Below are 25,824 nucleotides of genomic sequence, written 5' to 3'. Positions count from 1 at the left end.
AACAAGACATGGGAGCAGGACATTATGGCAATCGCATCGCGTTTCACCGTTATCGCCGCTACGCTGGCACTGTTGGCATTCCAGGCGCAGGCCGTGGACGTCACCATCGCCTATCAAACCTCCGCCGAGCCCGCCAAAGTGGCGCAGGCGGATAACACCTTCGAAAAGCTGAGCGGCGCAAAGCCGGACTGGCGCAAGTTTGACAGCGGCGCGAGCATCGTCCGCGCGCTGGCCTCCGGCGACGTTCAGATTGGCAATCTCGGTTCCAGCCCGCTGGCGGTGGCCGCCAGTCAGCAGGTACCGATTGAAGTTTTCCTGCTGGCCTCAAAGCTCGGCAACTCAGAAGCGCTGGTGGTGAAAAAAGCCATCACCAAGCCTGAAGACCTGATTGGCAAACGCATTGCCGTACCGTTTATCTCCACCACTCACTACAGCCTGCTGGCTGCGCTCAAACACTGGGGCATTAAGCCGGGTCAGGTACAGATCCTGAACCTGCAGCCGCCAGCGATTATTGCGGCCTGGCAGCGAGGTGACATTGATGGTGCTTATGTGTGGGCACCGGCGGTGAACGAACTGGAAAAAGACGGCACCGTACTGACCGACTCGTCCAAAGTGGGCGAGTGGGGCGCACCGACGCTCGACGTGTGGGTAGTGCGTAAAGACTTCGCCGACAAACATCCTGAGGTAGTGAAAGCCTTTGCTAAAAGCGCGATTGACGCCCAGCGCGGCTATATCGACAACCCGGACAAATGGCTGGCTCAGCCGGAGAACATCAGCAAGCTGGCGCGCCTGAGCGGCGTACCGGAAGCGGACGTTCCGGGGCTGGTGAAGGGCAACACCTATCTCACCGCCGAACAGCAGGCGCAGGAACTTAATGGCCCGGTGAATAAGGCGATTGTCGACACCGCGCAGTTCCTCAAAGAGCAGGGCAAAGTACCGGCGGTGGCGACCGACTACAGCCAGTACGTTACCGACCGTTTCGTGAAGTAAGGAGGCCATGATGCTGCAAATCTCGCATCTTTCCGCTGACTACGGCGGTAAACCGGCGCTGGCGGATATCAATCTCACGCTGGACCGCGGCGAACTGCTGGTAGTGCTGGGGCCGTCGGGCTGCGGCAAAACTACGTTGCTGAACCTGATTGCCGGATTCGTGCCGTATCAGCACGGCAGCATCATCCTCGATGGAAAATACGTTGATGGCCCAGGCGCCGAGCGCGGTGTGGTCTTTCAGAATGAAGGGCTACTGCCGTGGCGCAACGTGCAGGATAACGTCGCGCTAGGGCTGCAGCTTGCCGGGGTAAACAAAACTGAGCGCCGGGATATTGCGGCGCTGATGCTGAAAAAGGTCGGGCTGGAGGGCGCTGAGAAGCGCTTTATCTGGCAGCTCTCCGGCGGCCAGCGTCAGCGAGTCGGCATTGCCCGCGCGCTGGCGGCCAACCCGCAGTTGCTGCTGCTGGATGAACCGTTTGGCGCGCTCGATGCCTTTACCCGCGAGCAGATGCAAACCCTGCTGCTCACGCTGTGGCATGAGACGGGCAAAAAAGTACTGCTGATTACCCACGATATTGAAGAGGCGGTGTTTATGGCAACCGAGCTGGTTCTGCTGTCGCCGGGGCCGGGTCGCGTGCTGGAGCGTTTATCCCTCGATTTTGCCCGCCGGTTTGTGGCCGGGGAATCATGCCGCAGCATCAAGTCTGATCCGCAATTTATTGCCCAGCGTGAATACGTGCTGAGCCGGGTGTTTGAGCAACGGGAGGCCTTCTCATGAGCGTGGTGATTAACGATAAACCGCGGACGCGCGCGCTGAAGCTACGCTGGCCCCTCTCGCGCCACCTGACGCTGAGCCTCGCCACGCTGGCGGTACTGCTGGTTATCTGGTGGGCGGTTGCGGCGGCGCACTGGGTGAGCCCGCTGTTTTTACCGGCACCGGGGCAGGTATTGAATAAGCTGCTGACCATCGCCAGCCCACAGGGGTTTATGGATGCCACGCTGTGGCAACATCTGGCGGCGAGCCTCGGGCGTATTGTTGTGGCACTGCTGGCGGCAACGCTTATCGGCATTCCGGTGGGGATCGCCATGGGGTTAAGCCCAACGGTGCGCGGGATCCTTGATCCTTTAATTGAACTCTATCGTCCGGTACCGCCGTTGGCCTATCTGCCGCTGATGGTTATTTGGTTTGGGATCGGCGAAACCTCGAAGATCCTGCTGATCTACCTGGCGATTTTCGCCCCGGTAGCGATGTCGACGCTGGCAGGCGTGAAGAGCGCGCAGCAGGTCCGTATTCGCGCGGCACAGTCTCTTGGTGCTAACCGTGCCCAGGTGCTGTGGTTGGTGATTTTACCCGGCGCGCTGCCGGAAATATTAACTGGGTTACGCATTGGGTTGGGCGTGGGCTGGTCGACGTTGGTGGCCGCCGAGCTTATCGCCGCCACCCGTGGGTTAGGTTTTATGGTGCAGTCCGCCGGGGAGTTTTTAGCCACCGATGTGGTGCTGGCCGGTATCGCGGTGATAGCGATAATCGCTTTTAGTCTGGAATTAGGGCTGCGTGCGCTTCAGCGTCGTCTGACCCCCTGGCATGGAGAAATACAATGAGTGAACGTCTGGCAATTACCCCGCTGGGGCCGTATATCGGCGCGCAGATTTCCGGCGCGGACCTGACCCGCCCGCTGAGCGATAACCAGTTTGAACAGCTGTATCATGCGGTGCTCCGCCACCAGGTGGTGTTCCTGCGCGAACAGCTGATTACCCCGGAGCAACAGCGCGAACTGGCGCTACGCTTTGGCGACCTGCATATCCACCCGGTTTACCCACATGCGCCGGGCGTGGACGAGATTATTGTGCTGGATACGCACGACAATAACCCGCCGGATAACGACAACTGGCATACCGACGTGACCTTTATCGACACGCCGCCTGCCGGGGCGATTCTGGCGGCGAAAGAGCTGCCGTCTACCGGTGGTGATACGCTGTGGACCAGCGGCGTTGCGGCCTATGACGCGCTCTCCGCGCCGTTTAAGGCGCTGCTGAGCGGCCTGCGCGCCGAGCACGATTTCCGCAAATCGTTCCAGGAGTACAAGTATCGCAAAACCGAAGAGGAGCACCAGCGCTGGCAGGAAGCCGTCGCCAAAAACCCGCCGCTGCTGCACCCGGTGGTGCGTACCCATCCGGTCACCGGTAAGCAGGCGCTGTTTGTTAATGAAGGGTTTACCACCCGCATTGTCGACGTGACGGAAAAAGAGAGCGAGGCGCTGCTGAGCTTCCTGTTTACCCACGTCACCAAGCCGGAGTTTCAGGTGCGCTGGCGCTGGCAGCCGAACGATGTGGCGATTTGGGATAACCGAGTCACGCAGCACTACGCGAATGCCGATTATTTGCCACAGCGGCGGATTATGCATCGGGCAACGATTCTGGGGGATAAGCCGTTTTATCGTGCGCCATAAAAGAACATGACACCGTACCGCTCCCTCTCCCCTTTGGGGAGAGGGAGCCTATAGCCCCAAATGCGCCCCGATATACCGCTGATACCGATTCGCCTTCAGATAGGTTAAATCCACCAACACCAGCCCATCCACGCAGTTGTTAAACTCCGGGTCGCTACCAAAGTCGATAAACTGCACGCCGCCGGGCTCGCAGACTTCCGAATACTGCTTGTAGAGCGGAGGGATGCCGCAGCCAAGGTTGCCGAGCAGCGACTTTAGTCGAGTCAGGTCTTCGCTGTAATTCTCGCCGCCAAACTGTGCCAGCACGTCGGGAAGCGAAGCGGGATACGGTCGGCGTGACTCTGCCAGGGAATGCGTGGCCGGGAACCACAGACGGTAAAAGGCAACCAGCAGATCCCTTGCCGACGGCGGCAGACCGCCAGAGATGGAGACCGGGCCAAACAGGTAGCGATAGTGCGGGTAGCGCGCCAGATAGGCACCGATGCCGGACCATAAATAGTCCAGTCCGCGGCGGCCCCAGTAGCGTGGCTGAATAAAGCTGCGTCCGAGCTCAATGCCGTGTTGCAGAATATCGTCCATGCGCGTGTCGTAGTGGAAAAGACTGTAGCTGTAGATGCCGTCCAGCCCGCGTTTTTCGAGCTGCATCGCGGTAGGCATAAAACGATAGGCGCCAACGATTTCTAAATCCTCTTCATCCCAGAGGATCAGATGTAGATAGTCATCGTCATAGCCGTCGACATCGCGTCGTTTACCGCTTCCTTCACCCACCGCACGAAAGGCGATTTCACGCAGGCGTCCCAGTTCGCGCAGCAGTGGCGCATCTTCCTGACCGTTGCGCTGCCACAGATAGATGACTTTGCCGTCTGCGGTGCGCCCCAGACACTCGGCCTGGCTCAGCTCGCGCTTCAGTAGGGCGCGTGCTTCTGGCCGCGCGATGGCGCTTTCCGTTTTAAACACACCGGGCAAGCCTTTGCCCAGCAGCTGAACGTGGCGATAACACTTATCTGTCATTTCCCGCGGTGTGGCCTGTGGGCTAAACCACGCCGACCAGGCAATCTGCTCGCCAATCGTCACCGGCAAGCTGCCGTTGCGGCGGCGGAACATCTGCTGCATTAAGAGCAGCAGCGGCAGATGCTGTGACACCATGGTGCTAGCGTAGAACAGGGCGCTATTTCTCCCGTCTATCCATGCGGGCAGCAGCGGGGCGCGGTATTTTGCGGCAAGTTTGATAAAGCCGGAGTGCCATTTTTTATCGCGGATCCCCCGGCGCGTCAGCCGTGATACTTCTCCCGCCGGGAAGAAAATCAGCACGCCGCCGTTTTGCAACTGCGTGTCCATCTGCTGGAGCGCCGTTTTTGAGGTGCGACCGTTGATGTTATCCACCGGGATAAACAGCGAGCTGAGGGGTTCAAGGTGGGTGAGCATGCGGTTGGTGACCACTTTGACGTCGCGGCGAACACGGGAAACTGCGTAGAGCAGGGCCAGACCATCCAGCGTGCCGGTAGGGTGGTTGGCAATGATAACCAGTGGACCATTCTCGGGGATTTGCTCCAGGCAGCGAACCGGAACGGCGCAGTCAATATTGAGATGTTCAAGTACCTGTTCGACGGTATCCAGCCCTTTCAGGTGGCGATGGCGTGCGGCAAACTGTTGAAATTCTTCCTCGTGCAGCAGCTTCTTCAGCACTTTTTTTTGCCAGGGGGCGGGCCTCGCCTGAGGCCACAGGTCGTCGATGACATTGTCGAGACTAAACATAGCGGCTCCTCCTCTGTCCTGCTGTGACAGTAGAAGGGAGATGTGTCGGTTGTATGGCGGTTTGGTGACGTTTTGAAGGGTGTTGAAAGTAGCCCGGCCAAGCGCAGCGCCGCCGGGAAAACCCGGAGTCGGCGTAAACGCCTCGTCCGGGCTACGTGATTAACGTAGGATTTTCTTCTCGGCTAAATCGAGCGCGAAATAGCTGAAGATAAGGTCCGCGCCCGCGCGTTTGATGGCGCCCAGGCTTTCCAGAACCACTTTCTCTTCATCAATCGCCCCGGCCTGCGCGGCGAATTTAATCATCGCGTATTCACCGCTCACCTGATAAGCGCCAATCGGTAATTCAGTGCGTTCACGGATATCGCGCAGGATATCAAGGTACGCGCCCGCCGGTTTCACCATCAGGCAATCAGCGCCCTGAGCTTCATCCAGCAGCGACTCGCGAATCGCCTCACGGCGGTTCATCGGGTTCATCTGATAGGTTTTACGATCGCCCTTCAGTGCCGTCCCCGCCGCTTCACGGAACGGGCCGTAGAAGGAGGAGGCAAATTTGGTGGAGTAGGACATGATGGCGGTGTCGGTGAAGCCCGCTGCGTCCAGTGCCTGGCGAATGGCCTGCACCTGGCCGTCCATTGCCGCGGAAGGTGCGATAAAGTCTGCGCCTGCCGCCGCCGCAACAACGGCCTGCTTGCCGAGGTTGGTGAGGGTCAGATCGTTATCGACGCCGTGGTCGCACAGCACGCCGCAGTGGCCGTGGGAGGTATATTCGCAGAAGCAGGTATCGGACATGACGATCATCTCCGGTACGGTCTGCTTGCAGATGCGTGACATGCGCGCTACCAGACCGTCTTCTTTCCAGGCATCGCTGCCGGTGTCATCGGTATGGTGAGAGATACCAAATGTCATCACCGAGCGGATACCGGCGTTAGCGATGCGTTCAATTTCGCGTGCCAGATGCTTCTCTGGAATGCGCATCACGCCCGGCATCGCCTCGATGGCTTTGTAGTCGTTGATTTCTTCTTCAACAAAGATCGGCAACACCAGGTCATTTAAGCTCAGTGTTGTCTCTTCAAACATAGCGCGCAGCGCAGGGGATTTGCGCAGGCGACGGGGGCGATGGAGTAAATCTGTCATGGTATGCCTGATGTTTGTGAAACAAGGGCAACTAGTGTAACCGAATCAGGAGGTGGATGTTTTACTAAAGTGGTGTTTATGGGCTAGCGGAGATGGGACTGCCAGGTATGTAAAGCGTTACTTGATAATAATTAGGGTTGGTAATATTTCTCAGAATTCTATTTATTCTAAGATATATATTTTTTTTGTAATTTTAATTTATTTATAAATGTGACTTTTATATGTTTCATTTTTCTGTTTTTTATACGCGAATTTTATATTCCTCATCTGTATTTAAAATTGTTGATTGATTTGTTTTTCGGTTTTTTCTTTTTTTGTAATGCATTGAACTTGTTGGTTTTGATGTTTATTTTTTGTTTTTAAAGTAAGTGTTTTCGTTAGGCGTTTTGTCCGGACTCGAACTGTGAGTAAACTATAATTGAACCATTTGTCATGCACGCCGCATAATTCCTCCCGCATAGCGTAAAAACATTTTATTGCAATTGTTAATTGATGGACCAACATATATATCCCTGAGGAGGGATGACAAATGCACTCCTGGAAAAAGAAACTTGTAGTATCACAATTAGCATTGGCCTGCACTTTGGCGATCGCTTCTCAGGCAAATGCGGCGACGTACGACACCTTTGGATATCATGACGGCGCAGACACTGCGTTCAGCTGGAACGACTGGACGAACGCAGATAAACTCGACTACGTCTCGTATTACGGTTTTATCTACAACAACGCCAATGACAGTGACTACGGTAACTCCTTCAATGGTGATGTGGTAAACGGCGTTCTTTCAACGTATTACCTGAATAACGATTACGCGGACAGTACCGATAATTCGCTGACCATTAAGAATTCAACCATTCACGGTATGATTACCTCGGCTCGTCCATATGCCTACGTTGACGATGCTGGCTATAGCTATACCTGGAACAACGGTACCGATGCTGATTATGCATGGCATGATGGCGATGTCTTTACGCTGAATGTGGCTAACTCCACTATTGATGATGACTATGAGTATTTCTATTTTACCGACAGTTATCTGAATGGCGAAGCTAAAACTGCGACTGAAGATTACCGTACGGCGTCTATTGCGGCTCAAGGCGTAGCGGTTAATCTGGGTGTTGAAAGTAATATTAATATTACCGATAACTCTCGCGTGGCCGGTATTGCGCTATCTCAGGGTGACACTTCCAACGTTGATTACACTTCTGAATCCCACACCTGGGACAACAACATTGTTGTAACCAATTCTACCGTCACCTCCGGTGCTTATTCTGCGTTGGAAAGCACCGGTTTCTACGGTAACTCCGCAGAGCCGAGCGATTATACAGGCAATGGCGGTGCGGACGATGTCGCGCTCTCCTTTAACGACAGCTCTGCTTCCAACTACGCCATGAAAAACAACGTAGCATTCAGCAACTCAACGCTGACTGGCGATGTTGTATTCGCCAGCACCTGGAATGCAAACTTTGATCCAGCGGGTCATGCTTCTGTAAACGGCGGTGTTGTTGATACTAACGGTGGCTGGGTCGACGATGGTCTGAACGTTGACGAACTGAATATTACCCTGGATAACGGCAGCAAGTGGACCGGCGCGGCTGTCTTTAGCTACGATGCAATTGGCACTGCCGATATGTATGACGTGGCGGTCAATAGCCTTGAACCAGCTTCAACCTACGACAAGTGGGGTAACGTTGTTGATGACCAGACTTTCCAGAGCGGCGTATTCAACGTTGCGCTGAACAATGGTTCACAGTGGAACACGGTTAATGATTCCAATATCGACACGCTGACCGTGAATAACGGTTCTCAGGTTGACGTGGCCAACGGCTCTACTCTGCTGTCTGACTCCATCACTCTGACCAACGGCTCAGCGATGAACCTGAGCTCCGGCGGTCAGGTGGCGACCGATCATCTGACCGTTGATAGCTACAGTACCGTGGATCTGAACAACGAAACCACCTACCTGTATGCGAATACCATCACCGTTTCTAACGGCGGTGAATTCAGCATCGGCGCGGGCGCTTATGAAGCTAACGCGTTTGGCACCGATACCATGGAGCTGACAAACGGCGGCGTATTTAACATCAACAGCAGTGATTATGTGTTAGATGCAGACCTGGTAAACGGCCATACCAACACCACTAATAAGTCTGATGCAACCTACGGCTACGGTGTGATTGCGATGAACGCCGATGGTCACCTGACTATCAATGGTAATGGCAACACCAACAACGCCGATCAGGAGTTCAGCGTAGATGACGCTGCTGATAACGTCGTTGCGGCAAGCGGTAACTATAAAGTTCGTATCAACAACTCAACAGGTAAAGGCTCCATCGCTGATTACAAAGGCAAAGAGCTTATCTATGTTAACGATCAGAACAGTACGGCGACCTTCTCTGCGGCAAACAAAGCTGACCTGGGTGCATACACCTATCAGGCTCAACAGGCTGGTAATACCGTTGTACTGGAACAGACTCGTCTGACCGACTACGCCAACATGGCGCTGAGCATTCCGTCTGCGAACACCAATATCTGGAACCTGCAGCAGGATACTCTGAATACCCGTCTGAGCGCTTCTCGTCACGGCTTCACCGACAACGGTGGTGCGTGGGTGAGCTACTTCGGCGGTAGCTTCAACGCTGACAATAACACCATCAAATACGACCAGGATGTTAACGGTATTATGGTGGGTGTGGACTCCAAAGTTGATGGCAACAACGCACAGTGGCTCATTGGTGCGGCAGCAGGCTTTGCGAAAGGCGACATGAGCGAACGTTCAGGTCAGGTTGATCAGGATAGCCAGTCTGCCTACGTCTACTCTTCTGCACGCTTTGCGAACAACATCTTTGTAGATGGCAACCTGAGCTACAGCCGCTTCAGCAACGACCTGACCGCGACGATGAGCGATGGTACTTACGTTGATGGCGATACAACCTCTGATGCATGGGGCTTCGGTCTGAAACTGGGCTATGACTGGAAAATCAACGACGCTGGCTATGTCACTCCGTACGGTGCGATTTCTGGTCTGTTCCAGTCCGGTGATAACTACCGTCTGAGCAACAACATGAATGTTGGCGACCAGGATTATGACAGCATGCGTTATGAACTTGGTTTCGATGCTGGTTACACCTTCGGCTTCGGCGAGCAGGCGGTATCTCCATACTTCAAACTGGCTTACGTCTATGACGACTCAAGCAACGATGCCAATATCAATGGTGACAACATCGATAATGGCGTGAAAGGTTCAGCGGTTCGCGTGGGTGTGGGTAGCCAGGTTAGCTTCACCAAGAACTTCAGCGCTTACACCGGTGTGAACTACCTCGGCGGCGGCGATGTTGATCAGGATTGGGCTGCTAAAGCCGGTGTGAAATACACCTGGTAATCCTCATCATACCGGGAAGGAAACTTCCCGGTATATTACGCTTTATTCAACGCCCGTCATGATGATGGGCTTTTTTGCAGGGATTGCATAACATGTCTTCTTCAAGCAAGCCGATCGATGAATTTATGGCTCTTGATAAAAAACTGTCGCAAATGGGAACATGCTTCCAGATTGCTGCGGGAGAGTTGATCCTGCCCGCCAATTGCACCATGAATGATTCCACCGTTGTCATTCAGCAGGGGGTAGTCTCTTTACATCGCAGCGAGGGGAATATTCTTTATGGCATTCTGCAAAGCCCATCGATTTTTGGACTCGCTGCTGCCGCTAATGCTATCCGTAACGATTACACGTTAGTCGCAGAAAGCGACTGTCGTGGCTTCTATCTTCCTTCGCGAGAAACGCTCAAATGCTTGGATCGCTATCAGCTATGGCGAGAAGCGTTTTACTGGATGGCATGGCAAACGCGGATGCTGGAAATGCGTGACAGGCAGCTTATTGGTACAAACCATTACCAGCAGATTCGCTCGACGCTATTAACGATGATTGACTGGAGTGATGATATCCGCTCGCGGATTGGTGTGCTGAACTATATCCAACAGCGTACGCGAATCTCACGTTCGGTCATTGCCGAGGTGTTATCCGCGTTGCGCAAGGGAGAGTATATCGAGATGAATAAAGGCAAACTCGTTAATATTACGCGTTTGCCTACTCACTATTAAGATGCAGGAATGATAGCCGCTTTATTGCCGCTTAACTCCGTCACCAGCTCGTTAATCCCGTCGCTCATATTCACAAAACGGGTGAGGGGAGAGCGCGTGACGACCACAAAGGCACCAACGTTAGACTGTGGAATCATTGCCATATAGGTGATAAAGCCGCCGCCACCGCCGGTTTTCTGAATAATCCCCGGACGACCATTTTTGGGTGCCATATAGACCCAGCCAAGCCCTAACGCATCGGCATGCCCTGGAACGTCCATTCCCACTACGCGAGTAAGCTGGTTACGTTTGTAGACCAGCGTCTGCATACGGTCTGCCTGGCTGCTGCGATGATAAAAATCAGACGAAAGATACTGCTGCATCCAGCGCATCATATCGCCAGGTGTAGAGTAAACCCCACCGCTGCCCATCGCCGCGAGCGTGTTATTACACGGGCTCGCGCCTTTCTCAGCCACCATTAAACGGCCACACTGATCTGGCGATGGCGTAAAGGTGGTGTCCTTCATGCCAAGCGGACGCGTAATTTGCTCTTCAAATAGCTGTGGGTAGGGCTTATGCGCCGCGTTACCCAGCGCATCGGCCAGCAGGTCGAACGCCAGGTTTGAATAGCTGGCCTGCGACCCCGGTGCCGCGTGCAGCTTGGCGTTGCTGAGATAGGTCCAGCGCTGTGACTGCGTTGGCCAGACAAAAACGGGGCGATTTGCGGCACCGCCCGGCATCTCACGCGGCAGGGAACTGGTGTGGGTTGCCAGATTCACCAGCGTAATAGGTGCGCCGTTATAGGTTGGGACTCGTGATCCCGGTGGTGCATATTTACTCAGCGGATCGCTCAGCTTCACGACGCCCTGGTCGAGCAGTTTCACCAGCATTTCACTGGTCATCAGTTTGCTTAGAGAAGCGATGCGAATAACGGAATCGAGCTGCGGATGCACGTTGTTGCCAGGGCGCGTCTCGCCAAAGCTTCTGAACACCCGCTGGTTGCCATCGATAACCACCAGCGCCATGCCGGTAGCACCACTGCCGTAATAGATATGGTTGGCATAACGGTCAACGATATCGGACGCAAACGCGGGGGTGGTAAGAGGCTGTGCAGCCTGCACCGAGGTCAATGACGCCACGCAGAGCGCGGCAGAAAAAAGCAGACTACGTTTCAACGGAGGCATCCATGAATTGAAATGAGGAAGTAACGCGTATTTATACTAAAAATACAACGAATCGGCATCAGGCGCAGCGCCATTAAACGGTATGATAGCGGGAAAAACGTAACCGAGCGTAAACGCAATGATTATTCATCAAGGCGGATACGCACTTTTGTGATCCGGCGCGTATGATACATACGATGCCGTCTGGCGAACTCTGTCGCCGTTTTCCGGTCTGATTGCACAGTTACATTGCCTAATACCTCTTTACGGTAAAAATGATCCGTAGCGGTATTCTGTTGTCACAGCAAAAGCAGAATCATAAGAAGTTAGCAGGAGAGCACTATGTTTAAGTCTTTTTTCCCTAAGCCGGGTCCCTTTTTTCTCTCGGCGTTTATTTGGGCAATGATAGCGGTCATTTTCTGGCAGGTGGGCGGCGGTAGCTGGCTACTTCGCCTGACCGGCGCGAGTAACGATGTTCCGATCAGCGCCGCGCGCTTTTGGTCGATGAACTACCTGATCTTTTATGCCTACTACCTGGTGTGTGTTGGCCTGTTTGCCGGTTACTGGTTTATTCGCAGCCCGCACCGCTGGCAGTATTGGTCCATATTGGGCACCGCGCTCATCATCTTCGTCACCTGGTTTATGGTTGAAGTGGGCGTGGCGATAAACGCCTGGTATGCGCCGTTCTACGACCTTATCCAGACCGCATTGGCGGCGCCGAACAAAGTCTCAATTAACCAGTTTTACCAGGAGATCGGTATCTTCCTTGGGATTGCGCTTATCGCCGTGGTGATTGGTGTACTGAACAACTTCTTTGTCAGCCATTACGTCTTCCGCTGGCGTACCGCGATGAACGAACACTATATGACGCATTGGCAGCACCTGCGCCATATCGAAGGTGCCGCGCAGCGTGTGCAAGAAGATACGATGCGTTTCGCCTCGACGCTGGAAGATATGGGGACCAGCTTTATCAACGCCATTATGACGCTGATTGCCTTCCTGCCGGTGCTGGTGACGCTCTCTGCGCACGTGCCTGACCTGCCGATTATTGGTCATGTGCCTTATGGTCTGGTGATTGCGGCTATCGTCTGGTCGCTGATGGGCACCGGGATGCTGGCGGTGGTGGGGATCAAACTGCCGGGGCTGAACTTTAAAAACCAACGCGTTGAAGCGGCCTATCGTAAAGAGCTGGTATACGGTGAAGATGACGCCAGCCGTGCCACACCGCCAACGGTGCGCGAGCTGTTCAGCGCGGTACGTCAGAACTACTTCCGCCTCTACTTCCACTACATGTACTTCAACATTGCCCGTATTCTGTATCTGCAGGTGGATAACGTTTTCGGGTTGTTCCTGCTGTTTCCGTCGATTGTTGCCGGTACGATTACGCTCGGCCTGATGACGCAGATTACCAACGTGTTCGGCCAGGTACGCGGTTCCTTCCAGTACCTGATAAGCTCCTGGACTACGCTGGTGGAGTTGATGTCCATCTACAAACGTCTGCGCAGCTTCGAGCGTGAGTTAGATAATAAACCGCTGACGGATGAACTTGCCCAGCCGCAGAGCCAGGCATAACGATTAAATTTTACAAGGAAAACGCATGGCGACTGCCGCAACGTATTACCGTTCATTACCTCTTACTCTGCTTGGCGGCCTGATGCTCAGCGCCTGTACCAGCCAGCAGGCACCGCAGATGAAAGCGGGAGAAAAACCGGTAGATGTGGCAAGCGTCGTGCGGCAAAAAATGCCCGCCAGCGTGAAGGACCGTGATGCCTGGGCGCAGGCGCTGGCGAAAACGTTTGAAAGCCAGAAGCTCGCGCCAACCGAAGAGAATATCTGTTCGGTACTGGCGGTGGCCCAGCAGGAGTCTAACTATCAGGCCGACCCGGCGGTGCCGGGATTGGGCAAAATTGCCTGGCAGGAGATCGACCGTCGTGCTGAGAAGATGCACATCCCGGTCTTCCTGGTGCATACGGCGCTGAAAATCAATTCGCCAACCGGTAAGAGCTACAGCGAGCGGCTGGACGCGGTGAAAACAGAAAAGCAGCTAAGCGCTATCTTTGATGACTTTATCGGTATGGTGCCGATGGGGCAGAAGCTCTTTGGCTCACTGAATCCGGTACATACCGGCGGGCCAATGCAGGTGAGCATCGCCTTTGCCGAACAGCACCAGAACGGCTATCCGTGGAAGATGGATGGCACCGTGCGTCAGGAGGTCTTTACCCTGCGCGGCGGCCTGTGGTTTGGTACCTATCACTTGTTGAACTATCCGGCTAATTACACGGCACCTATTTATCGCTTTGCCGATTTTAATGCCGGCTGGTACGCCAGCCGTAATGCGGCATTCCAGTACGCGGTTAGCAAGGCCACCGGCGTGAAACTGGCGCTCGACGGTGACGTGATTCTTTACGGTAGCGATGAGCCGGGGAGCACGGAGATGGCGGTCAGAAAGCTGGCTAATCAGCTATCGTTGAGTAATAGCGATATTCATCGCCAGCTACAAAAAGGCGATAGCCAGGCGTTTGAGACCACGGCGCTCTACAAGGGCGTTTATAAGATTGCGGAACAGAAGGCGGGTAAACCGCTGGCGAGAGAGATGCTGCCAGGCATTCAGCTTGAGAGCCCGAAGATCACCCGCAAATTAACCACGGCGTGGTTTGCAAAAAGAGTGGATGAGCGTCGGGCCAAATGCATGGCCATCAATTAATCGCGATGACGCAGGCGGTGCACGAGGGAGACTACTCCCAGAATAGCGCAGCCTGCCAGGAACGGCACTACGCCAAACAGCGTGCTCACGCCAAGGCCAATTTCAACGCGCGGACGGCCACTGTCCTGCATTTGCATCAGGTGTTCATAGACACCTGGTGCGTGAACCACCAGAGTCAACAGCTGCGCGCCAACCGAAAAGCAGAGCAGTACGAAAAGCGCGTAGGCCAGATTGCCTGAGGCGGAGGAGTCCCTCTTTTTCCCACTGAACATGAGTTTTGACAACGTGAAATCTGTCATTGAGACCTCCAGGATAACGTGAATGCAGATTGTTTCGTGATACAGGGGTGAGTGTGGCAGCAGAAGGGGATTGTCAATATCGGATTTATGGTAAATTTTGAGCAAGAATAATCCTGGAATATCACTCTCGCTTATCCATTGCCGGTTTTCGGCTTGACGTTAATTAAATTAACATCTGCTAATTGTTGTTCACACCACAGACGCTGACGCGGCTTTATGGCATCATCTTTTTTTTTGCTGGAGCTGCTATGAACCTGCCTGTAAAAATTCGCCGTGACTGGCATTACTATGCTTTTGCCATCGGCCTGATCTTTATTCTGAATGGAATTGTCGGGCTGCTCGGGTTTGAAGCCAAGGGGTGGCAAACCTATGCCGTGGGAATGGTGACCTGGGTGATTAGCTTCTGGCTGGCGGGATTTATTATTCGCCGTCGGGAAGAGTAATTTGTTCTGCGAATGTATTTCGACGTCGCTGCCCAACCGACAGCGACGCCGGGGAAATGCCTTAGCCGTTCATCGACGTTTTCAGCGCCTTATCGGCCTGATGACGTTCCAGCGCCAGCTCAATCAAACGCGTAATCAGCGAGGTGTAATCCAGGCCGCTGGCCTGCCACAGTTTTGGATACATGCTGATATTGGTGAAGCCCGGCAGGGTGTTAATTTCGTTAATCACCACGTCGTTGTTTTCAGTCAGGAATACGTCAACGCGCGCCATTCCGCTACAGCCTAAGGTCTGATAAGCCTCAATGGCAACATGGCGGATTTTGTCGTTCACATCGGCGGAGATCGCTGCCGGGACCACCACTTTTGCGCCGTTATCGTCAATGTATTTGGTATCGTACGCGTAGAACTCGCTGTTCAGGACGATCTCGCCACAGGTGCTGGCCTGCGGGTCATCGTTGCCGAGTACCGCACACTCAATTTCACGCCCTTTAATACCCTGCTCAACCACTACCTTATGGTCAAACTCGAAGGCTAGCGCTACGGCCTGCTGATACTGCTCGGCGCTGTTGACTTTGCTGACGCCGACGGAAGAACCCTGGTTTGCCGGTTTGACGAACAGCGGCAGGCCGAGCTTCGCTTTAATCTCATCGAAGGAGAAGCTGTCGCGGGTGCGGCGAGTTAAGGTCACAAACGGCGCGATAGACAGCCCGGCGTCGCGGAGCAGACGCTTGGTGACGTCTTTGTCCATGCAGGCGGCGGAGCCCAGCACGTCAGAGCCAACGAATGGCAGATTGGCCATGCGCAGCATGCCCTGAAGAGAGCCATCTTCACCCAGGGTGCCGTGGACAATCGGGAAAATAACGTCAATGGCGTCCAGCGGCTTGCCGCTTGCCGCATTGATCATCTGTTGATGCTCTTTGCCTGGGATATGGGCCAGCGTGATTTCGGAAGGGCGTAGCGCGATGTGTGCCGGGTCGTGGGCGTTTAGCAGGTAGTTTTGCGCATCGCTGATGTGCCACTGCCCTTGTTTATCAATCCCCAGCAACACGACTTCAAAACGCGTTTTATCAATCGCTTCTACGATATTTTTAGCAGACTGTAGGGAGACTTCGTGCTCCGCTGATTTGCCGCCAAAAACAATCCCAACCCGCAACTTTGCCATCTCAAATTCCATCCATTCCAAACGCAAAGCACATAACATACCACGGGCGTGGTGAGGCATCTGCCTTTTCCATACTAAAGTGAGTGAATCACAGACAAGGCTTAAGAATAAGTGACTGCGTAATGGCATCATAAGCGTGATATTTATCACACAAAAACGCTGAGTGGCTGATATTGTTCTGAAATAATGGATTAAGCATCTCTGACAATACGGCGCAAAGCGCATCTTGCTAACCTGTTAACTCGTCCCTGCAAATTGAATCAATACGTGTAGTTATGGAATCCTGGAAGGTTAACCTTATTTCTGTTTGGCTCGGTTGTTTTTTCACCGGGTTGGCTATCAGCCAGATTTTGCCCTTTTTGCCGCTTTATGTGGCGCAGTTGGGGGTAACCTCCCATGAATCTCTCTCCATGTGGTCCGGGTTAACGTTCAGCGTCACCTTCCTGGTTTCTGCCATTGTTTCGCCAATGTGGGGCAGCCTCGCCGACCGTAAAGGCCGTAAGCTGATGCTGCTGCGTGCTTCCCTGGGCATGGCGGTTGCTATCCTGCTTCAGGCTTTTGCCACCAACGTCTGGCAGCTCTTTTTCCTGCGCGCGGTGATGGGCTTAACGTCTGGCTATATCCCAAACGCGATGGCGCTGGTGGCCTCTCAGGTACCGCGTGAACGTAGCGGTTGGGCATTGAGCACGCTTTCTACGGCACAAATCACCGGCGTGATTGGCGGCCCGCTGCTTGGCGGCTTTCTGGCTGACCACGTGGGTCTGAGAATGGTCTTTTACATCACCGCCTTCCTGCTGCTGGTGAGCTTCCTGGTGACGTTGTTCCTGATAAAAGAAGGCCCGCGCCCACAGTTTAATAAAAGCGAAAAACTCAGCGGCAAAGCGGTGTTTGCAACACTGCCTTATCCGGGGCTGGTTATCAGCCTGTTTGTTACCACGATGGTTATCCAGCTGTGTAATGGTTCTATCAGCCCCATTCTGGCGCTGTTTATTAAATCGATGTCGCCAGACAGCACGAATATTGCCTTCTTAAGCGGCATGATCGCCGCCGTCCCCGGCGTGTCGGCGCTGATATCGGCACCGCGGTTAGGTAAGCTGGGCGACCGTATCGGTACGGGTCGCATACTGTTAGGCACGCTGACGTTTGCAGTGATACTGTTCTTTGCGATGTCGTTTGTCACCACGCCATTCCAGTTGGGGGTGCTACGTTTTATTCTTGGTTTTGCCGATGGTGCCATGCTGCCTGCGGTACAAACTTTGCTGCTGAAGTATATTAGCGAACGCGTCACCGGACGTATTTTTGGTTATAACCAGTCCTTTATGTATCTGGGTAACGTGGCGGGTCCGCTGATCGGCGCATCCATTTCGGCAATGGCGGGGTTCCGCTGGGTATTTATTGTGACCGCCGTGATTGTGTTGATTAACCTATGGCAATTAGCGGTGATGCTGCGCCGCGCTCAGCCTGTACGCCAGTAATATGCCCACAACAGGGAATAAATGCGCTCGCTTTTATTCCCTGATTCCTGCCTCAACGATTTTTATAGCGATTTCTGTTTTCCTATTATTATCGTGAGAAAAACGTTTCGATGACTGCATTTACAGCCAATTCCATGATATTGATGAGGATTATATTTTTAACATCAGCTATTGCAGAATGCGAAATATATTGTAATTCTATTCGATGTTGCTAAAGGGGGAATAGAACCGTATGTTTTATCGGTCTATTTATTTTTCAGAGCCCGAACTCTGCCCACGCCGTCATACAAGGAAAACGCGCGATGAAAAATTTCATTGCAGAACTGCTGGTCAAGCTGGCCGAAAAGGAAGATGAAGCAAACGCGTTACGCATTCAGGTCGATGCACTTGAAGTGGTGGTGACCACACTTTTACAGCATTTGAAGCAGGAATCCAGCCCGGCGCTGGAAGATGAAATAAGCGCAACGCTGAATAAGCTCGCTGCTGCTGAACATGTCCGCGATCATAATAGCGAACTCTTATATAACCATGTTAAACGGTTATTTCTACACCCCGAAAATTAGTAGGTAATGGCACTGGTTATGGTGTCATTAAAATGTAACGCTCTTTTCTTACAGTCTCCGTGTTTCATTATTTAAGTATTTGTACATGGAGAAACTAACGTGAAATACAGTGCTATTTTTGCCGCATTATTACCTCTGCTGGGTTTACCTGCCGCGCACGCGGATACTTCTACTGCCGTTCTTGATAACCGCGCTGCGCAAGGGGATATAACCCAGCCGGGCGGTGCTCGTCGTTTATCTGCCGATCAAACCGAGGCTATTCGCGCCTCCTTGAATAATAAGCAGGCCAAAAACGTTATTTTGCTGATTGGCGATGGGATGGGCGATTCTGAAATTACCGCCGCACGAAACTATGCCGAAGGGGCGGGCGGTTATTTTAAAGGTATCGATGCGTTACCGTTAACCGGGCAGTACACGCACTATGCGTTGAATAAGAAAACCGGCAAGCCGGACTACGTGACCGACTCAGCGGCATCCGCAACGGCGTGGAGCACCGGGGTGAAAACCTATAACGGCGCGCTGGGCGTCGATATTCACGAAAAAGATCATCAGACCATTCTCGAGCTGGCAAAAGCCGCCGGCCTGGCGACAGGGAACGTTTCTACCGCCGAACTGCAGGATGCCACGCCTGCGGCGCTGATTTCACACGTCACCTCGCGTAAATGCTACGGTCCGAGCGTTACCAGCGAGAAGTGTCCAACCAACGCGCTGGAAAAAGGCGGCAAAGGCTCCATCACTGAACAGATGCTGAATGCGCGCGCCGACGTGACGCTTGGCGGCGGCGCAAAGACCTTTGCTGAAACCGCGACCGCGGGCGAATGGCAGGGTAAAACGCTGCGCGAACAGGCGCAGGCAAGGGGCTATCAGCTCGTCGACAATGTGACGACGCTTGATGCCATTACTCAGGCAAATCAGGATAAACCGCTGCTGGGGTTGTTCTCTGACGGCAATATGCCAGTGCGTTGGGAAGGGCCAAAAGCGTCTTACCACGGCAATCTGGATAAGCCTGCGGTAACCTGTACGCCTAACCCGAAACGCGATGCCAGCGTGCCGACCCTGGCGCAGATGACCGATAAAGCGATCTCTTTGCTGAGCACCAGCGAAAAAGGGTTCTTCCTGCAGGTTGAAGGCGCGTCCATTGATAAACAGGACCATGCGGCGAACCCATGCGGGCAGATTGGCGAAACGGTCGATCTGGACGAAGCGGTACAGAAGGCGCTGGAGTTTGCGAAAAAAGACGGCAATACGCTGGTTATCGTGACGGCTGACCACGCGCACTCAAGCCAAATTATTCCACCAGAAACCAAAGCGCCCGGCCTGACGCAGGCGTTGAACACGAAAGATGGTTCGGTAATGGTCATGAGCTACGGCAACTCGGAAGAAGAGTCGATGGAACATACCGGCACGCAGCTGCGCATTGCGGCCTATGGCCCACACGCGGCGAACGTCGTCGGTCTGACCGACCAGACGGATCTGTATTATACGATGAAAGCCGCGCTGGGGCTGTAACCCTACGCTCACCACCCGGCGGTAAAATTTTGCCGCCGGGTTGGTAATTTTCCTTCCAGCGACCAGACTTACAGAGTTCTACTCACAAAAGGATGGTGCAATGAAAACAACATTACTGGTTACTCTACTGTGTGGTCTGTTTACGGCGGGTGCCGTGTCGGCGGCAACAACGGCCGCAGCGCCGGAGAAAACCCTGACGCCACAGCAGCAGCGTATGAGCACGTGTAATCACGAAGCGGCGTCAAAAACCCTGAAAGGCGATGAGCGTAAAACCTTTATGAGCAGCTGTCTGAAAGGAGAAGGGGCGGCCGCCGCTGATGGTAAAAAGCTCACGCCACAGCAGCAAAAAATGAAGGACTGTAACGCACAGGCGGCAACCAAAACCTTAAAAGGTGACGAACGTAAAACCTTTATGAGTACCTGTCTGAAAAACAAATAAGTAATGGCGCCGCGGGCGCTTTTTTTATGGCAAGTGAATCAGGCCCGGCAGTGTGCCGGGCCTGCAACTTATGACTTGCTCATCTTCTCTGATTTTTCCATGCATTTCGCCATCGCTTCGATGACCGCAGAGCGGAAGCCTTTCTCTTCCAGCACGCGCACGGCTTCAATCGTGGTCCCGCCCGGCGAGCAGACCATATCTTTCAGCTCACCCGGATGCTTACCGGTTTCCAGCACCATTTTGGCCGAGCCCATGACCGCCTGCGCGGCAAACTTGTAGGCCTGAGCACGTGGCATACCGCCCAGCACGGCAGCATCGGCCATCGCTTCGATAAACATAAATACGTAGGCTGGCGCTGAGCCGCTCACCCCGACGACCGGGTGAATCATGGCTTCAGAAATCTCTTCCGCCGCGCCAAAGCAGCGGAAAATGTTCAACACATCGGCGATATCTTCTGGCGTCACCAGCGCATTTGGGGTGACGGAGGTCATGCCAGCGTTCACCAGCGACGGGGTATTTGGCATGGCGCGGACGATTTTACGGTCATGGCCCAGTGCGCGAGCCAACTGCTCCAGGGTGACGCCTGCGGCAATGGAGACCACCAGGGAATCTTTATTCAGGCTGGAGGCAATGTCGCTCAGCACTTTAACCATGATACCTGGCTTGACGGCACCGAAGACGATGTCGGCAACCTGAGCGACTTCCTGCGGGCTCTGCGCCGCATTAATGCCGAATTCATCGCGCAGCGCGGCCACTTTATCCGGCGACGGTGTATAGACCCAAATCTGCCCAGGAAGTACCTGACCGCTGGCAATCAGGCCGCCAAGAATAGCTTTGCCCATGTTACCGCAACCAATGAAGCCAATTTTCTTCTCCATCTTTCTCTCCCTCTGTCTGTTTTTTTCGTAGTTTACTGTTATAGGCGATTCACCGCGATGGGTAACGCACTTTTATCATTCCGGCGGCAATTATTACGTCCGCACCTCCGCTCTCTGTATAATCACGCTTTGCGATAATTTTCACCGTGGAGTGACGATGACCATTTGGGTTGATGCGGACGCCTGTCCGAACGTGATTAAAGAGGTGCTGTTTCGCGCCGCAGACCGCACGCAGATTGAACTGGTGCTGGTGGCTAACCAGTATTTGCGTGTGCCGCCGTCACGCTTTATTCGTGCGATGGTCGTACCGAAGGGATTTGACGTAGCGGATAACGAAATCGTGCGTCTTTGCAAGCCTGGAGATCTGGTGATCACCGCGGATATTCCGCTAGCGGCAGAGGTTTTGGAAAAGGGCGGTGCGGCGCTGAATCCGCGCGGTGAACGCTACAGCGACGCGACCATTAAGGAGCGTCTGACGCTGCGTGATTTTATGGATACCATGCGCTCCAGCGGTATTCAGACCGGCGGGCCGGCTGCGCTCTCTCAGCGCGATCGCCAGCAGTTTGCCGCCGAGCTGGATAAATGGTTGCTGGCGGTAAAACGCGGCTGACGTGATTTCTGTCACAATAATGTGCTACCTTTTGCCGCGACATCCGGCTTGTCAAAGCAAGATACTTTCATGTACTGTTAGCGCAACGCTTTGTGGCATGTTTTTTTTACGCCTTAGTTGCCATTGTTATCAATGCATACCGATGCAGCATGTCTCAAAATACATCAGAATGTAATATAAAGTTTACACTTACTTGCGTACTAGTTTGATGGTATCATTCACTTTTCAATCACCGATCCCGCATTTACGCGTTATCAAGGGGAATTCCAGGTCATGACACAGCCTATTTTTCTTATCGGAGCCCGAGGCTGCGGAAAAACGACGATAGGCCAAGCGCTGACTCATGCCTGCCATTTTCACTTTGTTGATACTGATCTGGCGTTGCAGCAGCAGTCTGGTATGAGCGTGGCGGACATTGTCGCCCTTGAAGGCTGGGCAGGTTTTCGCGCCAGAGAGACGCAAACGCTGATGTCGGTGACGCAACCAGGCACCGTGGTGGCGACGGGCGGTGGGATTATCCTTGCGCCGGTTAACCGTGAATTTATGCGCCAGAACGGCGTGGTTATCTACCTGAATGCACCTGTGCCAGTTCTGGCGCGTCGTCTGGAAGCATTTCCAGAAGAGTCTCAGCGCCCGACGTTGACCGGTAAGCCAATTAGCGAAGAAGTGGCAGAAGTGCTGGCTCAGCGCGATGCGCTATACCGTGAAACGGCTCACTACGTTGTTGATGCTTCTGCGGCGCCAGAGCGCGTCGTGACGCTGATCCTTGACGCTCTGCATCTGGCAACCGCCAGCTAGCAGGGCGCGTTTACTCCCTGGTTTTACATCCCGTTTATTCCCCTCAGGTTTCTCTTCTGATTGCCGATATAACCACTTTTAATTCGTGGTTATATTCTGCGTAAGTCACATTTTTAGCTATCATTAATGTTATAGAAAAGTTAAAATCAAACCATATCAGGAGAGTACTGGAAACATCTGGAATCTTTACATTCCACCCGTTGGCTGAACTGCTACGCTTCTGAGCGGTGTTTTTCATCCATCCAGGTGGCTATGTGTAAAACGAGCATGTGAGAAGCAGAAGGTAGATAACATGAGTGCAACGATGGCGATTCTTACTATAGGGGTGGTGCCCGTCAGTGAAGTGTTGCCGCTTTTGACCGAGCACATCAGGGAAGATCAAATCACCCACATTAGCCTATTAGGCAAAATGAGCCGTGCGCAAGTCATGGAAGAGTATGCACCAGAACCCGGTGAAGACCGTTTGTTGGTTCTATTAAATGATAACCAGTTTGTCGAAGTTTCCCGTCTGAAAGTTGAGCACAGCCTACAGGCCGTGATTGAGGTGCTCGACAATCAATCTTATGACGTCATTCTTTTGCTGAATACGTTTAAATTACGCAGTATGGTGGCGCGCAACGCGATATTGCTGGAGCCTCAGCGTATTATTCCACCGTTGGTCGCCTCTATCGTCGAGGGACATCAGGTTGGGGTATTGGTCCCCATTGAAGCCATTCTCGATGCCCAGCAGGAGAAGTGGCAGATGTTGTCTAATTTGCCCTATTACGCGCTGGCAAACCCGAACATCGATACCGACCAGCATCTGATTTCTGCGGGCAGTTCGTTGCAGGAACAAGGCGCTGATGTGCTGGTGCTTGATTCATTGAGCTATCACCAGCGTCACCGTGATCTGCTACAAAAAGCGTTGGACATACCGGTTCTATTGTCGAATGTGCTGGTGGCCAGGCTGGCGGCAGAATTATTGTGTTAAGCGTATGATTTCGCGTGACAGGCTTCTGTTTGCAACTCTATATTGGTCTTTTGACGACAAGATAATAAGGGCCTGTTTATGCTTCAGAGCAACGAGTACTTTGAGGGAAAAGTGAAATCCATTGGCTTCACCAGCAGCAGCACGGGTCGTGCCAGCGTGGGCGTGATGGCGGAAGGCGAATACACCTTCGGTACCGCACAGCCGGAAGAAATGACCGTGATTAGCGGTGCGCTGAACGTGCTGTTACCGGGTGAAATTGAGTGGAAAGTCTATTCCGCAGGGGAAGTGTTCAACGTGCCGGGCCACAGTGAATTTAACCTGCAGGTTGCAGAACCAACCTCTTATCTGTGCCGCTATCTGTAATCTATTCCCTTCCTGCTGCGGCAGGAAGGGAATATCTCGCTTAACGCTGGGCTTCGCCGCCTAAACCCTCAACCAGGCTTTTAATCATTGCAGCCAGCTCACCGGTCATCAGAATAAAGTCCGCGTCGAAACGCTGAGCATAATCATCACGGTCGATATCTTCGTTCTGATCGCGCAGTTCATCGCAGAACTTCAGACGCTTGATGGAGCCGTCATCGCACATCACAAACTGAATGCGCTGCTGCCAGTCGAGCGCCAGCTTGGTCACCAGCTTGCCAGCTTCGATATGACAGGCAATTTCATCGCACACCAGATCCTGTTTCTTCGCGCGGATCACGCCGCCGTCTTCGAGGATCGCTTTCAGCTCGGCTTCATCCAGGATCTGGAAGCTTTGCGCAGCCGAACCAGATCGTACCCATTCAGTCAGGGTCAGTTCGATCGGATTTTCCAGCGTCAGCGGCACCACCGGCAGCGAGCCGAGGCTTTTACGCAGCAGCGCCAGCGTATCTTCCGCCTTTTTGGCGCTGGCGCAGTCGACCATAATCAAATCGTTAACGGTGTCTATCCACATCATCGTCTGGCTGAAGCGGCTGAAAGCGCGCGGCAGCAGAGAGTGCAGGACTTCATCCTTCAGCGAATCTTTTTCGGTTTTCTTGAGCTTGCGGCCCTGATCGGCTTCGAGCTTTTGGATCTTCGCTTCCAGCGCCTGTTTAATCACCGGAGAGGGCAGGATCTTCTCTTCTTTGCGAGCGCAAATGATGATCTGACCATTTACTGTGTGCGTCAGCGCATCGCTGTGTGAGCCCATCGGCGGTACCCAGCCGGTTTTTGCCATATCCTGGCTGCCGCATGGGGTGAAGGTCATCTCAGCGAGCTGTTTTTCCATCTCTTCCGCGCGCAGAGAGATGTCGCGGCTGAGACGATAAACCATTAAATTTTTGAACCACAGCATGATAATTTCCACGGTGTTGTCGTTAAATCAGCGGGCAATGATAACGAATTGTCCACGCCCTTGCATTGTTTTAAACAGGAGTAATGAATGCGAATTGGTATCGATCTAGGTGGAACGAAAACCGAAGTCATCGCGCTAAGCGACCAGGGTGAGCAGCTTTATCGCCACCGTTTGCCGACGCCGCGTGACTATCAGCAAACCATTGAGAACATTGCGCATCTTGTTGCTCTCGCCGAAGAGGCAACTGGACAAACGGGGACGGTGGGCATGGGTATTCCCGGCTCGATCTCGCCCTATACCGGCGTGGTGAAAAACGCCAACTCCACCTGGCTCAACGGCCAGCCATTTGATAAAGACCTTAGCCGTCGCCTGAATCGCGAGGTGCGACTGGCCAACGATGCTAACTGTCTGGCGGTATCTGAAGCGGTAGATGGCGCGGCGGCGGGCGCACAGACGGTGTTTGCGGTCATTATCGGCACCGGCTGCGGCGCGGGCGTGGCACTGGGCGGCCGCGCGCATATTGGCGGTAATGGTACGGCCGGCGAGTGGGGGCATAATCCACTGCCGTGGATGAATGACGATGAACTCCGTTTCCGGGCTGAAGTACCGTGCTATTGCGGTAAGCAGGGCTGTATTGAAACCTTTATTTCTGGCACCGGCTTCGCTACGGATTATCACCGCCTGAGCGGTAATCCACTCAAAGGCGGTGAAATTATGCAGCTGGTGAGCGAAGGGGATGCGCTGGCGGAGCAGGCGCTTGGCCGCTATGAACAGCGGTTGGCGAAATCGCTGGCGCACGTGGTGAATATCCTCGACCCGGATGTCATTGTGCTGGGCGGCGGGATGAGTAACGTTGAGCGTCTTTACCAGACGGTGCCCGAATTGGTGAAAGAGTGGGTATTCGGCGGGGAGTGTGAAACGCCGATTCGCAAGGCGTTGCATGGAGACTCCAGCGGGGTGCGTGGGGCGGCGTGGCTGTGGCCGGCGTGAGTTGGTATTTTCTGTAGGCCGGATAAGGCGTAGCCGCCATCCGGCAATGTGCACCGGAATGCCCGATGGCGCTACGCTTATCGGGCCTACATTAGGT

At 53.7% G+C, this 25,824-nt stretch carries 25 protein-coding genes; 18 read left to right on the top strand and 7 right to left on the bottom strand.

Going from position 1 to position 25,824, the window contains the following annotated elements; genetic code table 11:
- The first annotated feature begins 24 nt into the window (after positions 1-24).
- The 4 genes from tauA to tauD are packed head-to-tail and all read left to right on the top strand — an operon-like array spanning position 25 to position 3,440.
- On the top strand, positions 25-990 hold the full coding sequence (gene tauA / locus MY052_RS18725) for a taurine ABC transporter substrate-binding protein (RefSeq protein ID WP_035896519.1): 966 nt from the start codon (positions 25-27) through the stop codon (positions 988-990).
- 10 nt (positions 991-1,000) lie between these two features.
- A complete protein-coding gene (gene tauB / locus MY052_RS18720; RefSeq protein WP_202218157.1) occupies positions 1,001-1,768 on the top strand; it encodes a taurine ABC transporter ATP-binding subunit in 768 nt (255 codons plus the stop codon).
- Positions 1,765-2,592: a taurine ABC transporter permease TauC gene (gene tauC, locus MY052_RS18715; protein WP_035895603.1), complete on the top strand. Its 828-nt coding sequence runs from the start codon at positions 1,765-1,767 to the stop codon at positions 2,590-2,592. Before tauB ends, tauC begins: the two co-directional genes overlap by 4 nt.
- Positions 2,589-3,440, top strand: coding sequence for a taurine dioxygenase (gene tauD / locus MY052_RS18710; RefSeq protein ID WP_035895605.1), 852 nt, complete (start codon positions 2,589-2,591; stop codon positions 3,438-3,440). Before tauC ends, tauD begins: the two co-directional genes overlap by 4 nt.
- 48 nt (positions 3,441-3,488) lie before the next feature.
- Here the strand turns inward: tauD and olsF are convergent, their stop codons facing one another.
- The gene (gene olsF, locus MY052_RS18705) at positions 3,489-5,195 is read right to left on the bottom strand and encodes a bifunctional ornithine lipid synthase OlsF (RefSeq protein ID WP_248537610.1); all 1,707 of its coding nucleotides are present in this window, start codon (positions 5,193-5,195) and stop codon (positions 3,489-3,491) included.
- A 159-nt stretch (positions 5,196-5,354) separates the two neighbouring features.
- On the bottom strand, positions 5,355-6,329 hold the full coding sequence (gene hemB / locus MY052_RS18700) for a porphobilinogen synthase (protein ID WP_248537609.1): 975 nt from the start codon (positions 6,327-6,329) through the stop codon (positions 5,355-5,357).
- A 529-nt stretch (positions 6,330-6,858) separates the two neighbouring features.
- Between hemB and MY052_RS18695 the strand changes: the two genes are divergently transcribed.
- Positions 6,859-9,711, top strand: a complete 2,853-nt coding sequence (locus tag MY052_RS18695) for an autotransporter outer membrane beta-barrel domain-containing protein (RefSeq protein ID WP_248537608.1) — start codon at positions 6,859-6,861, stop codon at positions 9,709-9,711.
- Positions 9,712-9,803: 92 nt separating this feature from the next.
- Positions 9,804-10,430: a helix-turn-helix domain-containing protein gene (locus MY052_RS18690; RefSeq protein ID WP_248537607.1), complete on the top strand. Its 627-nt coding sequence runs from the start codon at positions 9,804-9,806 to the stop codon at positions 10,428-10,430.
- Here MY052_RS18690 and ampH read toward each other — a convergent pair.
- The gene (gene ampH / locus MY052_RS18685; protein ID WP_202216362.1) at positions 10,427-11,584 is read right to left on the bottom strand and encodes a D-alanyl-D-alanine-carboxypeptidase/endopeptidase AmpH; all 1,158 of its coding nucleotides are present in this window, start codon (positions 11,582-11,584) and stop codon (positions 10,427-10,429) included. The two genes, MY052_RS18690 and ampH, sit on opposite strands and share 4 nt — an antisense overlap.
- Positions 11,585-11,914: 330 nt before the next feature.
- On the opposite strand from ampH, the gene sbmA reads away from it, so the two are divergent.
- Positions 11,915-13,144: a peptide antibiotic transporter SbmA gene (sbmA, locus tag MY052_RS18680; protein ID WP_035895614.1), complete on the top strand. Its 1,230-nt coding sequence runs from the start codon at positions 11,915-11,917 to the stop codon at positions 13,142-13,144.
- 25 nt (positions 13,145-13,169) lie between these two features.
- Positions 13,170-14,276, top strand: coding sequence for a DUF1615 domain-containing protein (locus tag MY052_RS18675; protein ID WP_035895616.1), 1,107 nt, complete (start codon positions 13,170-13,172; stop codon positions 14,274-14,276).
- On the opposite strand, the gene MY052_RS18670 is transcribed toward MY052_RS18675, so the two are convergent.
- Positions 14,273-14,575, bottom strand: a complete 303-nt coding sequence (locus MY052_RS18670; RefSeq protein WP_035895618.1) for a DUF2755 family protein — start codon at positions 14,573-14,575, stop codon at positions 14,273-14,275. The genes MY052_RS18675 and MY052_RS18670 overlap by 4 nt on opposite strands.
- A 248-nt stretch (positions 14,576-14,823) precedes the next feature.
- Between MY052_RS18670 and MY052_RS18665 the strand changes: the two genes are divergently transcribed.
- Positions 14,824-15,018: a DUF2754 family protein gene (locus tag MY052_RS18665; RefSeq protein WP_035895620.1), complete on the top strand. Its 195-nt coding sequence runs from the start codon at positions 14,824-14,826 to the stop codon at positions 15,016-15,018.
- A gap of 61 nt (positions 15,019-15,079) precedes the next feature.
- On the opposite strand, the gene ddlA is transcribed toward MY052_RS18665, so the two are convergent.
- Complete coding sequence (gene ddlA, locus MY052_RS18660; protein WP_035895622.1) at positions 15,080-16,180, bottom strand: D-alanine--D-alanine ligase; 1,101 nt, start codon at positions 16,178-16,180, stop codon at positions 15,080-15,082.
- Between the two features lie 275 nt (positions 16,181-16,455).
- Between ddlA and MY052_RS18655 the strand changes: the two genes are divergently transcribed.
- The 4 genes from MY052_RS18655 to MY052_RS18640 all read left to right on the top strand — a co-directional run bounded on the left by MY052_RS18655 (position 16,456) and on the right by MY052_RS18640 (position 20,166).
- A complete protein-coding gene (locus tag MY052_RS18655) occupies positions 16,456-17,655 on the top strand; it encodes a multidrug efflux MFS transporter (protein ID WP_248537606.1) in 1,200 nt (399 codons plus the stop codon).
- A 302-nt stretch (positions 17,656-17,957) separates the two neighbouring features.
- The gene (locus MY052_RS18650; RefSeq protein WP_248537605.1) at positions 17,958-18,218 is read left to right on the top strand and encodes a sigma-S stabilization anti-adapter protein IraP; all 261 of its coding nucleotides are present in this window, start codon (positions 17,958-17,960) and stop codon (positions 18,216-18,218) included.
- A gap of 99 nt (positions 18,219-18,317) precedes the next feature.
- Entirely contained in the window at positions 18,318-19,727 is a 1,410-nt protein-coding gene (gene phoA, locus MY052_RS18645; RefSeq protein ID WP_123649987.1) for an alkaline phosphatase, read from the top strand.
- A 100-nt stretch (positions 19,728-19,827) separates the two neighbouring features.
- The gene (locus MY052_RS18640; protein ID WP_035895629.1) at positions 19,828-20,166 is read left to right on the top strand and encodes a PsiF family protein; all 339 of its coding nucleotides are present in this window, start codon (positions 19,828-19,830) and stop codon (positions 20,164-20,166) included.
- Between the two features lie 68 nt (positions 20,167-20,234).
- On the opposite strand, the gene proC is transcribed toward MY052_RS18640, so the two are convergent.
- Positions 20,235-21,044, bottom strand: coding sequence for a pyrroline-5-carboxylate reductase (proC, locus tag MY052_RS18635; protein ID WP_035895632.1), 810 nt, complete (start codon positions 21,042-21,044; stop codon positions 20,235-20,237).
- A gap of 157 nt (positions 21,045-21,201) precedes the next feature.
- Here proC and MY052_RS18630 point away from each other — a divergent pair, with 157 nt between their 5' ends.
- The 4 genes from MY052_RS18630 to ppnP all read left to right on the top strand — a co-directional run bounded on the left by MY052_RS18630 (position 21,202) and on the right by ppnP (position 23,785).
- Complete coding sequence (locus MY052_RS18630) at positions 21,202-21,654, top strand: YaiI/YqxD family protein (protein ID WP_035895634.1); 453 nt, start codon at positions 21,202-21,204, stop codon at positions 21,652-21,654.
- Between the two features lie 273 nt (positions 21,655-21,927).
- Complete coding sequence (gene aroL / locus MY052_RS18625) at positions 21,928-22,452, top strand: shikimate kinase AroL (RefSeq protein ID WP_202216358.1); 525 nt, start codon at positions 21,928-21,930, stop codon at positions 22,450-22,452.
- Between the two features lie 292 nt (positions 22,453-22,744).
- Positions 22,745-23,422 carry an AroM family protein gene (locus MY052_RS18620; protein ID WP_202216357.1) on the top strand — a complete coding sequence of 226 codons (678 nt, stop codon included), beginning with the start codon at positions 22,745-22,747 and terminating at the stop codon, positions 23,420-23,422.
- A gap of 78 nt (positions 23,423-23,500) precedes the next feature.
- Positions 23,501-23,785, top strand: coding sequence for a pyrimidine/purine nucleoside phosphorylase (ppnP, locus tag MY052_RS18615; protein ID WP_035895638.1), 285 nt, complete (start codon positions 23,501-23,503; stop codon positions 23,783-23,785).
- Between the two features lie 40 nt (positions 23,786-23,825).
- Here the strand turns inward: ppnP and rdgC are convergent, their stop codons facing one another.
- Complete coding sequence (gene rdgC / locus MY052_RS18610; protein ID WP_123649988.1) at positions 23,826-24,737, bottom strand: recombination-associated protein RdgC; 912 nt, start codon at positions 24,735-24,737, stop codon at positions 23,826-23,828.
- Between the two features lie 87 nt (positions 24,738-24,824).
- On the opposite strand from rdgC, the gene mak reads away from it, so the two are divergent.
- Positions 24,825-25,727 (top strand): fructokinase, encoded by a 903-nt coding sequence (gene mak / locus MY052_RS18605; protein ID WP_248537604.1) that lies wholly within the window; start codon positions 24,825-24,827, stop codon positions 25,725-25,727.
- Positions 25,728-25,824: the final 97 nt, after the last annotated feature.

It is taken from the genome of Kluyvera ascorbata (assembly GCF_023195735.1).
Lineage (GTDB): Bacteria > Pseudomonadota > Gammaproteobacteria > Enterobacterales > Enterobacteriaceae > Kluyvera > Kluyvera ascorbata.
The sequence above is the reverse complement of the archived record's forward strand: the minus strand, read 5'-3'. Positions and strand labels throughout refer to the sequence as shown.